Raw genomic sequence first — 13,921 nt, forward strand, 5'->3', positions numbered from 1 at the left:
AGCGGTGTATCAGTGAAGTGTGTGTTTACTGACACACCGCTTTCGCGAGCAAGCCCGCTCCCACAGGGGAAAATTGTTTAGTTCAGATGCTGATGCGCGACAGTTTGATATCGGGTTCCTGGTTGACGCTCAGTTGTTCGACGATCGCATCCTGCAGGCGGCTGCACAGCAGCGGGTCGGACAACGGCTGATTATTGGCGTCGGTGATGAAGAACACGTCTTCCACGCGCTCGCCGAGGGTGGCGATCTTGGCGTTCTGCAGCGACAGATCGAACTCCAGGAATATCGTGCCAATCCGCGCCAGCAGGCCCGGGCGATCGGGCGCCGTGAGTTCCAGCACCGTCACCGGGCGCTGGGCATCGTTGTGGATCGTCACCTGTGGCGCAAAGGCGAAATGCTTGAGTTGACGTGGCACTCGGCGCTGGATGATGGTCGGGTAGTCGTCCGGGTTGCGCAGGGCTTCGGTCAGGCCGTCGCGGATCTGTTTGACCCGCGCCGGATTATCGCCAATCGAGTCGCCGTCAGTGTCGAGCACGATATAGGTGTCGAGGGTGAACTGGCTGCTGGAGGTGATGACCCGGGCGTCGTGAATGTTCAGGTTGAGCTGGTCCATCGCGGCCACGGTCACGGCAAAGAAGTCGTGCTGGTCCGGGGCATAGATGAAGATCTGCGTGCCACCTTCGAACTCACGCTGGGTGGTTTCCTTGATCAGCACCAGTGGCCCGCCGTCGACCGGTTGCTGGAGGATCGCGTCACTGTGCCAGGCCACGTCGCCGGCGGTGTGGCGCAGGAAATAGTCATCACCCAACTGCGCCCACAGTTGCTCGACATCGTCCGGGTCGGTGCCGCCGCGCACCAGGATATCCAGGGCGGCGCTCTGGGTCTGGCGGATCTGCTCTTCGCGATCCACCGGGTTTTCCAGGCCGCGACGCAGGGCGCGCTTGGTCTCGGTGTAGAGCTGGCGCAGCAGGCTGGCGCGCCAGGAGTTCCACAGGGTCGGGTTGGTCGCGTTGATGTCGGAGACGGTCAGCACATACAGGTAGTCGAGGCGGGTTTCGTCACCGACGATCTGGGCGAAATCGTGGATCACCTGCGGGTCGGACAAATCCTTGCGCTGGGCGGTGGTCGACATCACCAGGTGGTTTTGCACCAGCCACACGATCAGGCGGCTGTCCCACACTGGCAGCTGATGGCGCTGGCAAAACGCCTCGGCATCGACCGCGCCGATGTCCGAGTGGTCGCCATGCCGGCCTTTGCCTATGTCGTGGTACAGGCCGGCCATGTAAATCAGCTCGGGTTTGGGCAGCTTGCCCATGAGCTTGCTGGCCAGCGGGAATTTTTCCGACACCTGGGTGTACTGCAACTTACGCAGGTGTTTGATCAGGTTCAGGGTGTGGGCATCGACCGTATAGATGTGGAACAGGTCGTGCTGCATCTGCCCGACGATGAATCCGAATTCGGGCAGATAACGCCCAAGAATGCCGTAACGGTTCATTCGCCGCAGGTTGCGGTGGATGCCGATCTTGCATTTGAACAATTCGATAAACAGGCTGGTATTGCGAATGTCGTTGCGGAAGTCGTCGTCGATCAGGTGACGGTGTTCCCGCAGCAAACGGATGGTGTCGGCGCGAACGCCTTTGATTTCCGGCTGCTGTGCCATCAGCACGAAGATTTCGAGCATGGCGAACGGGGTGCGGCGGAAAACGTTGTCGTTGCGTGCCTCAATGTAGCCGTCATGCAACTGGAAGCGCGAGTTGATTGGCTGCGATGGCGCTTCGTCTTCCGGTGCGAGGATGACTTCCTCGAAGTGCTGGATGATCAGGTCGCTGAGCTGGGCGATGCTCATGACCACCCGGTAATATTGCTGCATGAAGTTTTCGATGGCTTGCTTGGCGTCGTCGCCTTTGAAGCCCAGCAGCCCGGCAATGGTGCGCTGGTGATCGAACAGCAGGCGGTCTTCGGAGCGGCCAGCCAGCATGTGCAGGGCATAGCGAACCTTCCACAGGAACTCCTGGGAGGAGGCGAGCAGGGCGTTTTCACTCTCGACCAGGAATCCTTCGCCAGCCAGTGCCCGCAGGTTCAGGGTGCCGTACTCGCGACGGGCCACCCACAGAATCGTCTGGATATCCCGCAGGCCGCCGGGTGAACCTTTGACGTTGGGTTCCAGGTTGTATTCGGTGTCATTGTACTTGTGGTGGCGGGCCTTTTGTTCGGCGCGCTTGGCCAGGAAGAAGTCCTTGCTCGGCCACATGTGCCCGGTGCTGGTGACGTCCAGCATGCGCTGGCGCAGATGCTCGGGGCCGGCGATGGTGCGGCTTTCCATCAGGTTGGTGACGACTGTCAGGTCGGCGCGGGCCTCGACGGCGCATTCGTCGACCGAGCGAACGCTCTGACCGACCTCCAGGCCGATGTCCCACAGCAGCGTCAGAAAACGCTCGATGGAATCGCGGAAAACCTCGTGGTCGGCACTGTCCAGCAGGATCAGCAAGTCGATATCGGAATAAGGGTGCAATTCGCCACGGCCGTAGCCGCCGACTGCGACCAGCGCGATGTCGGCGTCCTCGCTCCAGCTGAACTGCTCCCAGGCCTTTTGCAGGATGTTATCGACGAACCAGGCGCGATCCTCGATCAGCCGGCGAATGTCCCGGCCGTTGCGAAAGCGCGTGTCGAGCACCTCGCGGGCCTGGCGGATCGCCTTCTTGAAGGCCGCGATCGGGCTTGCCTTCAGGGCCAGTTCAGCCTGGAACTGGCCTCGGTCGAAGAGTTCGGGATCCACCTGCGGCATCGATTGGCTTTCCTTTCTATAGGCGAGGTTCGGTGTCGGGATCAGGCCGAAACGCGAGGGATGGTGTCATCGCCGCGCAGGGTGAAGATCTCGTAACCGGTTTCAGTCACCAGCAGGGTGTGTTCCCACTGTGCCGAGAGCTTTCGGTCCTTGGTGATCGCGGTCCAGCCGTCGCCCAGTACCTTGGTGTCGGCACGGCCCTGGTTGATCATCGGCTCGATGGTGAAGGTCATGCCGGCCTTGAGTTCCATGCCGGTGCCAGCGCGGCCGTAGTGCAGGATCTGCGGCTCTTCGTGGAACACCTTGCCGATACCATGACCGCAGAATTCGCGAACCACCGAAAATCCGTTCTTTTCCGCGTGCTTCTGGATGATTTCGCCGATGTCGCCCAGGCGGCAGCCGGGCTTGACGATTTCAATCGCCTTGTACATGCATTCCTGGGTCACCTGGGACAGGCGCTCGGCCCAGACCGGCACGTTGCCGACGTGGAACATGCGGCTGGTGTCGCCGTGGTAGCCGTCCTTGATGACGGTGACGTCGATGTTCAGGGTATCGCCATCTTTCAGCGGCTTGTCGTTCGGGATGCCGTGACAGACCACATGGTTGATCGACGTGCAGATCGACTTCGGATAGCCCTTGTAGTTGAGCGGGGCAGGGATGGCTTTCTGCTCATTGACGATGTAGTCGTGGCAGATCTGGTTCAGTTGATCGGTGGTAACGCCCGGCTTGACATATTCGGCAATCATTTCCAGCACATCGGCGGCCAGTTTGCCGGCGATACGCATTTTGGCGATATCCTCGGGGGTTTTGAGGGTGACGGTCATACAGGCTCTCTCTGCGCCCGACGGCGCTTACTAAACGGAAAGGGCATTGCGCGATCAAACTTCGCGGCCCTGAAAAATGCGATTCTACCAGACGATCAGCGCAAATCTGCGCCTGTGTGCATCGCTTCTCTCTATAGAATGGTGCATTCTTGGCGGATTCCTAGGGATGGAGCAAAGCACTCGCCAGGATTTCAGAATCCGGGTTCCGTTTTGCCCTGCCTTGTGATATAAAATGCGCCGCTTTCCGGGGATGTCCCGTAAAGCCTAAATCCACACACGTGTCGACACGATGACCTGGGTGCCTTCAGCTGATGCTGCTGGTTGGTCATTGGGATACGTGGAGGCCAAACCCGACTTATTAAGGAACTATCATGTCCCAAGTCAACATGCGCGATATGCTGAAGGCCGGTGTGCACTTCGGTCACCAGACCCGTTACTGGAACCCGAAAATGGGTAAGTACATTTTCGGCGCGCGTAACAAGATCCACATCATCAACCTTGAAAAAACCCTGCCAATGTTCAACGAAGCTCTGACTTTCGTAGAGCGTCTGGCCCAGGGCAAAAACAAGATTCTGTTCGTCGGCACCAAGCGTTCCGCTGGCAAGATCGTTGCTGAAGAAGCAGCACGTTGCGGTTCGCCGTACGTCGATCACCGCTGGTTGGGCGGCATGCTGACCAACTTCAAAACCATCCGTGCTTCCATCAAGCGTCTGCGTGACCTTGAAGTTCAAGCCGAAGACGGTACTTTCGCCAAGCTGACCAAGAAAGAAGCGCTGATGCGCACTCGTGACCTGGAAAAGCTGGATCGTTCCCTGGGTGGTATCAAGGACATGGGCGGTCTGCCAGACGCTCTGTTCGTTATCGACGTTGATCACGAGCGCATCGCGATCACCGAAGCCAACAAGCTGGGCATCCCGGTTATCGGCGTAGTCGATACCAACAGCAGCCCGGAAGGCGTTGACTACATCATCCCAGGCAACGATGACGCAATCCGCGCTATCCAGCTGTACATGGGTTCGATGGCTGACGCTGTAATCCGCGGTCGCAACAACGTTGCCGGCGGCACCGTAGAGTTCGCAGCTGAAGAAACTCAGGCTGCAGCTGAGTAATTGACGCCCTGGCGTTGACTCAGTAAGCAAAAAGGGGGCTTGGCCCCCTTTTTGCCACCTCGAAAACCATTTGTCGGCGCCCACCGCTCTATCTGTAACGTGCGGCAGCTAACAAGGGTGGTTGGGGAAGAATTGATCGCCCGTTCGATCGGGTGGAATGGTTGAAAACCTATCCAAGAGGATTTTGAAATGGCAGAGATTACTGCAGCGTTGGTCAAAGAACTGCGCGAGCGTACTGGCGAAGGCATGATGGACTGCAAAAAGGCCTTGACCAAGGCTGGCGGCGACATCGAGAAAGCCATTGATGACATGCGCGCTTCGGGCGCCATCAAGGCTGCCAAGAAGGCCGGCAACGTTGCCGCTGAAGGCGCTATCGCTCTGAAGGAAGACGGTAAGTCCGCCGTTCTGCTGGAAGTGAACTCGCAGACCGACTTCCTGGCCCTGCAGGACGACTTCAAGGAATTTGTTGCAGCAAGCGTTGAAAAAGCGTTCGCCGACAAGTTGACTGATGTTGCTCCGCTGATCGAAGCTCAAGAAACTGCTCGCCTGGTACTGGTCGGCAAGGTTGGCGAAAACGTCAACATCCGTCGTCTGGCACGCGTTGAGGGTGACGTTGTCGGTGGCTACCTGCACGGCAACAAGATCGGTGTTGCAGTTGTCCTGAAAGGCGGCAGTGTCGAGCTGGCCAAGGACATCGCTATGCACGTAGCGGCTACCAATCCTGAATTCCTGCTGCCATCGGAAGTTTCCGCTGAAGCGATCGAGCGCGAGAAAGGCGTGTTCCTGACGCTGAACGCTGACAAGATCGCCGGCAAGCCGGAAAACATCGTTGAAAACATGGTCAAAGGCCGTATCAGCAAGTTCCTGGCCGAAGCCAGCCTGGTTGAGCAGGCTTTCGTCAAGAACCCTGAAATCAAGGTCGGCGAACTGGCCAAGAAAGCCGGCGCTGAAATCGTTTCCTTCACTTACTTCAAGGTAGGCGAAGGCATCGAGAAGCCAGTGGACAACTTCGCAGAAGAAGTTGCTGCCCAGCTGGCTGCCGCCAAGCAATAAGACGGTTTTTTAACTGTCGCCCAGAAGAGGCTGCCCGCTCACGCGCGCAGCCTCTTTTCAGATGGGGCACCAATTTTTATTTGGTTTCCTTTTGGAACTGGCTTACAAAGCCATGTTCCGATGGCGCTGAAGCAGCGCCAAGCTAGAGTGAGCGCCAGCTGTAAACAGCTCGCAAAGAATTTTTAAAATACGCCGCAGGAGAGATTCGCAATGGCTCAGCAGGGCAGTGGTTATCAGGCTCGCTATAAACGCATTCTACTCAAGCTTAGCGGCGAGGCCCTGATGGGCTCGGAAGAGTTCGGGATCGACCCGAAAGTTCTGGATCGCATGGCATTGGAAGTTGGCCAACTGGTCGGCATCGGTGTTCAGGTCGGTCTGGTCATCGGTGGTGGCAACCTGTTCCGCGGCGCGGCGCTCAGCGCGGCGGGCATGGATCGGGTTACCGGTGACCACATGGGCATGCTGGCCACTGTGATGAACGCCCTGGCAATGCGCGACGCGCTGGAACGTGCCAACATCTCGGCCATCGTGATGTCCGCTATTTCCATGGTTGGCGTGACCGATCACTACGATCGTCGCAAGGCCATGCGTCACTTGAACTCCAAGGACGTGGTGATTTTCGCGGCCGGTACCGGCAACCCGTTCTTTACGACGGATTCGGCTGCCTGCCTGCGTGCAATCGAAATCGATGCCGATGTCGTGCTCAAGGCGACCAAGGTCGATGGCGTCTACACCGCTGACCCGTTCAAAGACCCGCATGCCGAGAAGTTCGATCATCTGACCTACGATGAAGTGCTGGATCGCAAGCTGGGTGTGATGGATCTGACGGCCATTTGCCTGTGCCGCGACCACAAGATGCCGCTACGCGTATTTAACATGAACAAGCCCGGCGCCCTGCTGAACATCGTGCATGGCGGCGCTGAAGGAACCCTGATCGAGGAAGGCCAACAATGATCAACGAAATCAAGAAAGACGCTCAAGAGCGCATGCAGAAGTCCGTGGAGTCGCTGGCGCACAACTTCGGCCGCATTCGTACCGGCCAGGCGCACCCGAGCATCCTGGAAGGCGTGATGGTGCCGTACTACGGTTCCGACACCCCGATCAAGCAAGTGGCCAACATCACCGTCAAGGACGCCCGTACCCTGCAAGTCGTTGCTTTCGAACGCAACATGCTGGGTGCCGTCGACAAGGCGATCGGTAGCGCGGGTCTGAACCTGAACCCGACCAACCTCGGCGAGCTGCTGTTGATCTCCATGCCTGCCCTGACCGAAGAAACCCGCAAGGGTTTCACCAAGCAGGCTCGTGACGTCGCTGAAGATGCCCGTGTTGCCGTGCGCAACATCCGTCGTGATGCCAACAGCCAGCTCAAGGATCTGGTGAAGGAAAAAGAGATCAGCGAAGACGAAGAGCGTCGTGCGACTGGCGAGATTGACGATCTGACCAAGAAGTTCGTGGCTAAAATCGACGCGGATCTGGCGCAGAAAGAAAAAGACCTGATGGCCGTATAAGGGTCGCGTTTTCATGGATAAGACAAAGCAGACTGCACCGTCCGCGGTGCCGCGCCATGTCGCGATCATCATGGATGGTAACAATCGCTGGGCGAAAAAACGCTTTATGCCGGGTGTCGCCGGGCATAAAGCGGGCGTGGATGCGGTGCGTGCGGTCATCGAGGTTTGTGCCGAGGCCAAGGTCGAAGTGCTGACCTTGTTCGCCTTTTCCAGCGAGAACTGGCAACGTCCGGCCGATGAGGTCAGCGCTTTGATGGATCTGTTCTTCAGGGCGCTACGTCGTGAGGCCAAGCGCCTCAACGACAACAACATCAGCCTGCGCATCATTGGTGACCGTTCGCGTTTTCATCCCGAGCTGCAGGCCGCCATGCGTGAAGCAGAAGCCATGACGGTTGGCGCCAATCGTTTTGTGCTGCAGATCGCTGCCAATTACGGCGGTCAGTGGGATATCGCGCAAGCTGCGCAACGACTGGCGCGAGAAGTTCAGGCCGGACACTTGCGTCCGGAGGACATCACGCCTGGTCTGCTGCAGACCTGCCTGGTCACAGGCGACCTGCCGTTGCCGGACTTGTGTATCCGTACCGGTGGTGAGCACCGCATCAGCAACTTCCTGCTCTGGCAACTTGCCTATGCCGAGTTGTATTTCTCCGACCTGTTCTGGCCGGACTTCAAACACGATGCCATGCGCAATGCGCTGGCCGATTTTGCTTCCCGCCAGCGCCGCTTCGGTAAAACGAGCGAGCAGGTCGAGGCTGGAGCCCGGGTTTAATGCTTAAACAACGAATCATCACCGCACTGATCCTGCTGCCGATTGCCCTGTGCGGGTTTTTCCTGCTTGAAGGTTCCGGTTTTGCACTGTTCATCGGGCTGGTCGTAACCCTGGGTGCCTGGGAGTGGGCGCGCCTGGCGGGTTTCGCCGATCAGGCGTTCCGCGTCGGTTATGCCGCTGTGGTCGCCTTGATGCTGTTCGTCATGTACATCCTGCCCGGCCTCGCGCCTTGGGTATTGGGCGCTTCGGTGCTGTGGTGGGTGGTGGCGACGTATCTGGTGCTGACCTATCCGCGTTCGAGCGAGCATTGGTCCAATGCGGCGACCAAGTTGGTGATCGGTCTGTTGATTCTCCTGCCGGCGTGGCAAGGTCTGGTGCAGATCAAGCAATACCCGCTGGGTAACTGGCTGATTATGGCGGTGATGGTGTTGGTCTGGGGGGCCGATATTGGCGCCTACTTTTCCGGTCGGGCCTTCGGCAAGCGCAAGCTCGCACCACAGGTCAGTCCGGGCAAAAGCTGGGAAGGCGTTTACGGTGGTCTGGCGCTGAGCCTGGTGATTACCACAATCGTTGCTCTGGTACGCGACTGGACGGTGGCCGAGCTGCTCAAAGGGCTGATCGGCGCTGCGCTTATCGTGTTTGTCTCGGTGGTGGGCGATCTCACTGAAAGCATGTTCAAGCGTCAATCCGGGATCAAGGACAGCAGTAATCTGCTTCCGGGTCACGGCGGCGTGCTGGATCGTATCGACAGCCTGACAGCAGCGATTCCGGTGTTTGCCGTGTTGCTGTGGATGGCGGCGCCATGAGCCGCCCGCAACAGATTACCGTTCTGGGTGCGACCGGCTCGATTGGCCTGAGTACGCTCGATGTCATCGCTCGTCATCCTGACCGTTATCAGGTCTTTGCCTTGAGTGGCTTCACTCGCTTGAGTGAATTGCTGGCGTTGTGCGTGCGGCATGTCCCGCGATTTGCCGTGGTGCCTGAGGTCGCGGCTGCCCGTACCTTGCAGGATGATTTGCGCGCGGCGGGACTTTCGACCCGTGTTCTGGTGGGTGAGGAGGGTTTGTGTCAGGTCGCTTCCGATCCGGAAGTCGAGACGGTCATGGCGGCCATCGTCGGTGCGGCGGGATTGCGCCCGACATTGGCGGCGGTCGAGGCTGGCAAGAAGATTCTCCTGGCCAATAAAGAAGCGCTGGTCATGTCCGGTGCGTTGTTCATGCAGGCGGTGCGCAAGAGCGGTTCGGTGTTGCTGCCGATCGATAGCGAGCACAACGCGATTTTTCAGTGCATGCCGCTCGATTATGCCCGTGGCCTTGAGGCGGTCGGCGTACGTCGGATTTTGCTGACGGCTTCCGGCGGTCCGTTCCGCCAGACGCCTATGGCTGAACTGGCGCATGTTTCTCCCGATCAGGCGTGTGCTCACCCGAACTGGTCCATGGGGCGAAAAATCTCCGTTGACTCGGCCAGCATGATGAACAAGGGGCTTGAGTTGATCGAAGCCTGCTGGCTGTTCGACGCCAAGCCATCCCAGGTCGAGGTGGTGATTCACCCGCAAAGCGTGATTCATTCGCTGGTCGACTATGTCGATGGTTCTGTCCTGGCGCAGTTGGGTAATCCGGACATGCGCACGCCCATCGCCAATGCCCTGGCCTGGCCTGAGCGGATCGATTCGGGTGTGGCACCGCTGGATCTGTTCGCCATTGCGCGCCTGGATTTCCAGGCGCCCGATGAAGAGCGTTTCCCATGCCTGCGTCTGGCCCGTCAGGCGGCCGAGGCGGGTAACAGTGCGCCGGCCATGCTCAACGCGGCGAACGAAGTGGCGGTGGCGGCATTTCTCGACGAACGGGTTCGTTACCCGGAAATCGCGAGTATCATCGAGGAAGTACTGAATCTGGAGCCCGTAGTGGCAGTGGATGACCTCGATGCAGTGTTCACGGCAGACGCGAAGGCGCGATTGCTGGCCGGACAATGGTTGAGCCGTCACGGGCGGTAAATGCTGCGGATAGTTGACACAGGCAGCAGCGGATAGGAATGCGGAGAAAGTAGATGAGCGCGCTCTATATGATTGTCGGCACCCTGGTCGCTCTGGGTGTGCTGGTTACCTTCCACGAGTTCGGCCATTTTTGGGTCGCGCGTCGCTGTGGGGTCAAAGTGCTGCGCTTCTCCGTAGGCTTCGGCACGCCTTTGCTGCGCTGGCACGACAAGCAAGGTACCGAATTCGTCGTCGCGGCGATCCCGTTGGGCGGCTACGTCAAAATGCTCGACGAGCGCGAGGGTGAAGTACCACTCGATCAGCTCGACCAGGCCTTCAATCGCAAATCCGTTCGTCAGCGCGTTGCCATCGTAGCGGCAGGGCCGATAGCCAACTTCCTGCTGGCATTTGTGTTTTTCTGGGCATTGGCAATGCTCGGCAGCGAGCAGGTGCGTCCGGTCATCGGGGCTGTCGAGTCTGGCAGTATCGCGGCCAGGGCGGGATTGAGCTCCGGCCAGGAAATCGTGGCCATTGATGGCGAGGCGACTTCCGGCTGGGCAGCGGTGAATCTGCAACTGATTCGTCGCCTGGGCGAAAGCGGTTCGTTGCAGATATTGGTTCGCGAGCAAGGCTCCACGGCCGATTCTCCTCGTGAACTTGCGCTGGACAAATGGCTCAAAGGGGCTGACGAGCCTGACCCTATCCATTCATTGGGGATTCGTCCGTGGCGTCCGGCATTGCCGCCTGTCCTGGCCGAACTCGATCCAAAGGGGCCGGCTCAGGCTGCCGGCCTGAAGACCGGTGACCGGTTGCTGGCGCTCGATGGTCGTACGCTGGATGACTGGCAGCAGGTCGTCGATACCGTCCGTATGCATCCTGATACCAAAATCATGCTGCGGGTTGAGCGCGACGGTGCTCAAATCGACGTCCCGGTGACGCTGGCCGCTCGCGGCGAGCGCAAGTCACCCAGCGGATACCTGGGGGCGGGGGTGAAGGCTGTCGATTGGCCGCCGGAGATGATCCGCGAAGTCAGTTACGGGCCGTTGGCAGCGATTGGCGAGGGGGCTCGACGCACCTGGACCATGAGCGTACTGACCCTTGATTCACTGAAGAAAATGTTGTTCGGTGAGCTCTCGGTAAAAAACTTGAGTGGACCGATAACCATTGCTAAAGTGGCGGGCGCTTCGGCCCAGTCGGGTGTTGCTGATTTCCTGAATTTCCTTGCTTATCTGAGTATTAGCCTGGGCGTTCTGAATTTGTTGCCCATTCCGGTACTGGATGGGGGGCATTTGTTGTTTTATCTGATCGAGTGGGCGCGTGGTCGTCCCTTGTCAGATCGGGTGCAAGGTTGGGGGATACAGATCGGTATCAGTTTGGTGATCGGGGTGATGTTGCTTGCTCTGGTCAATGATCTGGGTCGACTGTAACGCTTCGCTGAATTGCGAATCTGCCGCATTTTGCGGCAGTTTGTTTATTGCCAGTTGGAATAAGAAAGGACTTCATGAAACGTCTGCTGCTAACTGCGGTTCTCACCGTATTGATGATCGCCGAAGTTCACGCCGAGTCCTTCACTATCTCTGATATTCGCGTCAATGGCCTCCAGCGGGTCTCCGCGGGTAGCGTCTTTGGTGCTTTGCCGTTGAACGTCGGTGAACAGGCGGATGATCGCCGCCTGGTGGAATCCACTCGTGCGTTGTTCAAAACCGGTTTCTTTCAAGATATCCAGCTGGGCCGTGATGGCAACGTCCTGGTCATCACTGTAGTCGAGCGCCCGTCGGTCGCCAGTATCGAGATCGAAGGTAACAAGGCGATCTCTACCGAAGACCTGATGAAAGGCCTCAAGCAATCCGGTCTGGCCGAAGGCGAGATCTTCCAGCGTGCCACCCTTGAAGGTGTGCGTAACGAACTGCAGCGCCAGTACGTCGCCCAGGGTCGCTACTCGGCTACCGTCGACACTGAAGTGGTGCCACAGCCGCGTAACCGCGTCGGCCTGAAGGTCAATATCAACGAAGGTACCGTTGCGGCTATCCAGCACATCAACGTAGTGGGCAACACGGTCTTTCCCGATGAAGACCTGATCGACCTGTTCGAACTCAAGACCACCAACTGGTTGTCGTTCTTCAAGAACGACGACAAGTACGCCCGTGAAAAACTGTCCGGTGACCTGGAACGCCTGCGTTCCTACTACCTGGACCGTGGCTATATCAACATGGATATCGCTTCGACCCAGGTCTCCATTACGCCAGACAAAAAGCACGTCTACATCACCGTCAACGTCAACGAAGGCGAGAAGTACACCGTTCGTGACGTCAAGCTCAGCGGTGACCTGAAAGTCCCTGAAGACCAGGTCAAGTCCCTGTTGCTGGTGCAAAAAGGGCAGGTGTTCTCGCGCAAGCTGATGACCACGACTTCCGAGCTGATCACCCGTCGCCTGGGTAACGAAGGTTATACCTTCGCCAACGTCAACGGCGTGCCTCAACCGCACGATGAAGATCACACCGTAGACATCCTGTTCGCGGTCGATCCGGGCAAGCGTGCATACGTGAACCGCATCAATTTCCGTGGCAACACCAAGTCCGAAGACGAAGTGTTGCGTCGTGAAATGCGTCAGATGGAAGGCGGCTGGGCTTCGACCTACCTGATCGACCAATCCAAGACCCGTCTGGAGCGTCTGGGCTTCTTCAAGGAAGTCAACGTCGAGACCCCGGCCGTGCCAGGTGTCGATGACCAGGTGGACGTCAACTACAGCGTTGAAGAGCAAGCCTCCGGTTCGATTACCGCCAGCGTCGGTTTCGCCCAGAGCGCCGGACTGATCCTCGGTGGTTCGATCACCCAGAACAACTTCCTGGGTACCGGTAACAAGGTCAGCGTCGGCTTGACCAAAAGTGAATACCAGACGCGTTATAACTTCGGCTTTGTAGACCCCTACTGGACCGCCGACGGCGTGAGCCTGGGTTACAACGCGTTCTACCGCACGACTGACTACGATGATCTCGATACCGACGTCGCCAGCTACGCCGTGGACAGCCTGGGTGCCGGTGTGAGTGTCGGTTATCCAATCAGCGAGACTTCGCGTCTGACCTTCGGCCTGAATGCGCAACAGGACACGATCAAGACTGGCGTTTACACAGTCGACGAGATCTTCGACTTCGTTAACCAGGAAGGCGACAAGTATCTGAACTTCAAGGCTTCGGCCGGTTGGTCCGAGTCCACCCTGAACAAAGGCGTTTTGGCGACTCGTGGTCACTCTCAAAGCTTGACGGCGGAAGTCACCGTGCCGGGTAGTGACTTGTCGTTCTTCAAACTCGATTACCGTGGTCAGTTGTTCCAGCCGCTGAGCGAAAACTACACCATGCGCCTGCACACCGAATTGGGTTATGGCGACGGCTACGGTTCGACCGAAGGCTTGCCATTCTATGAAAACTACTATGCTGGTGGTTTCAACTCGGTTCGTGGCTTCAAGGACAGTACACTGGGGCCGCGTAGTACTCCGAGCCGCGGCGCACTCGAAACGGGCAACCCGGGTACTCTTGCTGACCCGGACCAGGATCCACTGCCGTTCGGTGGTAACGTCCTGATCCAGGGTGGTGCAGAGATTCTGTTCCCGCTGCCGTTCGTCAAGGATCAACGATCCCTGCGTACCTCGGTATTCTGGGATGTGGGTAACGTATTCGACTCCAAGTGCGAGCAGACGACCAATACCAACCCTGCGTCGAAGTCCAATACGCAGTGTAACGATGTCAGTCTGAGCAACCTGGCCAGTTCCGTCGGTGTGGGTGTGACCTGGGTCACCGCACTGGGGCCTCTGAGTTTCGCCCTGGCCATGCCAGTCAAGAAACCGGATGACGCTGAAACTCAAGTGTTCCAATTCTCTCTCGGCCAGACGTTCTAAGCGTCTGAC

The 13,921-nt window shown here is 58.3% G+C and carries 11 protein-coding genes; 9 read left to right on the forward strand and 2 right to left on the reverse strand.

Translation table 11 applies throughout. The features are described 5' to 3' along the window. Positions 1-82: 82 nt before the first annotated feature. Entirely contained in the window at positions 83-2,785 is a 2,703-nt protein-coding gene (locus AC3IT9_RS05770; RefSeq protein ID WP_353742212.1) for a [protein-PII] uridylyltransferase, read from the reverse strand. A 41-nt stretch (positions 2,786-2,826) separates the two neighbouring features. Further along, positions 2,827-3,609, reverse strand: a complete 783-nt coding sequence (gene map / locus AC3IT9_RS05775; RefSeq protein ID WP_150727688.1) for a type I methionyl aminopeptidase — start codon at positions 3,607-3,609, stop codon at positions 2,827-2,829. Between the two features lie 371 nt (positions 3,610-3,980). Here map and rpsB point away from each other — a divergent pair, with 371 nt between their 5' ends. The 9 genes from rpsB to bamA all read left to right on the forward strand — a co-directional run bounded on the left by rpsB (position 3,981) and on the right by bamA (position 13,912). After that, on the forward strand, positions 3,981-4,718 hold the full coding sequence (gene rpsB / locus AC3IT9_RS05780) for a 30S ribosomal protein S2 (RefSeq protein WP_008052780.1): 738 nt from the start codon (positions 3,981-3,983) through the stop codon (positions 4,716-4,718). Between the two features lie 189 nt (positions 4,719-4,907). Then, positions 4,908-5,771 (forward strand): translation elongation factor Ts, encoded by an 864-nt coding sequence (tsf, locus tag AC3IT9_RS05785; RefSeq protein ID WP_108216655.1) that lies wholly within the window; start codon positions 4,908-4,910, stop codon positions 5,769-5,771. Between the two features lie 210 nt (positions 5,772-5,981). Next, positions 5,982-6,725, forward strand: a complete 744-nt coding sequence (gene pyrH / locus AC3IT9_RS05790) for a UMP kinase (protein ID WP_095077480.1) — start codon at positions 5,982-5,984, stop codon at positions 6,723-6,725. Further along, positions 6,722-7,279: a ribosome recycling factor gene (gene frr, locus AC3IT9_RS05795; protein WP_008000041.1), complete on the forward strand. Its 558-nt coding sequence runs from the start codon at positions 6,722-6,724 to the stop codon at positions 7,277-7,279. The genes pyrH and frr overlap by 4 nt, the downstream gene beginning before the upstream one ends. A 13-nt stretch (positions 7,280-7,292) precedes the next feature. Next, positions 7,293-8,048, forward strand: coding sequence for a polyprenyl diphosphate synthase (uppS, locus tag AC3IT9_RS05800; protein WP_150727687.1), 756 nt, complete (start codon positions 7,293-7,295; stop codon positions 8,046-8,048). Further along, the gene (locus AC3IT9_RS05805) at positions 8,048-8,854 is read left to right on the forward strand and encodes a phosphatidate cytidylyltransferase (protein ID WP_489272370.1); all 807 of its coding nucleotides are present in this window, start codon (positions 8,048-8,050) and stop codon (positions 8,852-8,854) included. The genes uppS and AC3IT9_RS05805 overlap by 1 nt, the downstream gene beginning before the upstream one ends. Next, positions 8,851-10,041: a 1-deoxy-D-xylulose-5-phosphate reductoisomerase gene (gene ispC, locus AC3IT9_RS05810; protein WP_150727685.1), complete on the forward strand. Its 1,191-nt coding sequence runs from the start codon at positions 8,851-8,853 to the stop codon at positions 10,039-10,041. Before AC3IT9_RS05805 ends, ispC begins: the two co-directional genes overlap by 4 nt. Before the next feature lie 53 nt (positions 10,042-10,094). Further along, positions 10,095-11,447: a sigma E protease regulator RseP gene (gene rseP / locus AC3IT9_RS05815; protein WP_150754196.1), complete on the forward strand. Its 1,353-nt coding sequence runs from the start codon at positions 10,095-10,097 to the stop codon at positions 11,445-11,447. 74 nt (positions 11,448-11,521) lie between these two features. Then, positions 11,522-13,912 carry an outer membrane protein assembly factor BamA gene (gene bamA / locus AC3IT9_RS05820; protein WP_150727683.1) on the forward strand — a complete coding sequence of 797 codons (2,391 nt, stop codon included), beginning with the start codon at positions 11,522-11,524 and terminating at the stop codon, positions 13,910-13,912. Positions 13,913-13,921: the final 9 nt, after the last annotated feature.

The organism is Pseudomonas sp. KH_046_1 (assembly GCF_057839025.1).

What these genes read in the sequence shown, in the direction of transcription:
- AC3IT9_RS05770 (WP_353742212.1), bottom strand. Translation starts at nt 2,785, where the DNA reads ATGCCGCAGGTGGATCCCGAACTCTTCGACCGAGGCCAGTTCCAGGCT.
- map (WP_150727688.1), bottom strand. Translation starts at nt 3,609, where the DNA reads ATGACCGTCACCCTCAAAACCCCCGAGGATATCGCCAAAATGCGTATC.
- rpsB (WP_008052780.1), top strand. Translation starts at nt 3,981, where the DNA reads ATGTCCCAAGTCAACATGCGCGATATGCTGAAGGCCGGTGTGCACTTC.
- tsf (WP_108216655.1), top strand. Translation starts at nt 4,908, where the DNA reads ATGGCAGAGATTACTGCAGCGTTGGTCAAAGAACTGCGCGAGCGTACT.
- pyrH (WP_095077480.1), top strand. Translation starts at nt 5,982, where the DNA reads ATGGCTCAGCAGGGCAGTGGTTATCAGGCTCGCTATAAACGCATTCTA.
- frr (WP_008000041.1), top strand. Translation starts at nt 6,722, where the DNA reads ATGATCAACGAAATCAAGAAAGACGCTCAAGAGCGCATGCAGAAGTCC.
- uppS (WP_150727687.1), top strand. Translation starts at nt 7,293, where the DNA reads ATGGATAAGACAAAGCAGACTGCACCGTCCGCGGTGCCGCGCCATGTC.
- AC3IT9_RS05805 (WP_489272370.1), top strand. Translation starts at nt 8,048, where the DNA reads ATGCTTAAACAACGAATCATCACCGCACTGATCCTGCTGCCGATTGCC.
- ispC (WP_150727685.1), top strand. Translation starts at nt 8,851, where the DNA reads ATGAGCCGCCCGCAACAGATTACCGTTCTGGGTGCGACCGGCTCGATT.
- rseP (WP_150754196.1), top strand. Translation starts at nt 10,095, where the DNA reads ATGAGCGCGCTCTATATGATTGTCGGCACCCTGGTCGCTCTGGGTGTG.
- bamA (WP_150727683.1), top strand. Translation starts at nt 11,522, where the DNA reads ATGAAACGTCTGCTGCTAACTGCGGTTCTCACCGTATTGATGATCGCC.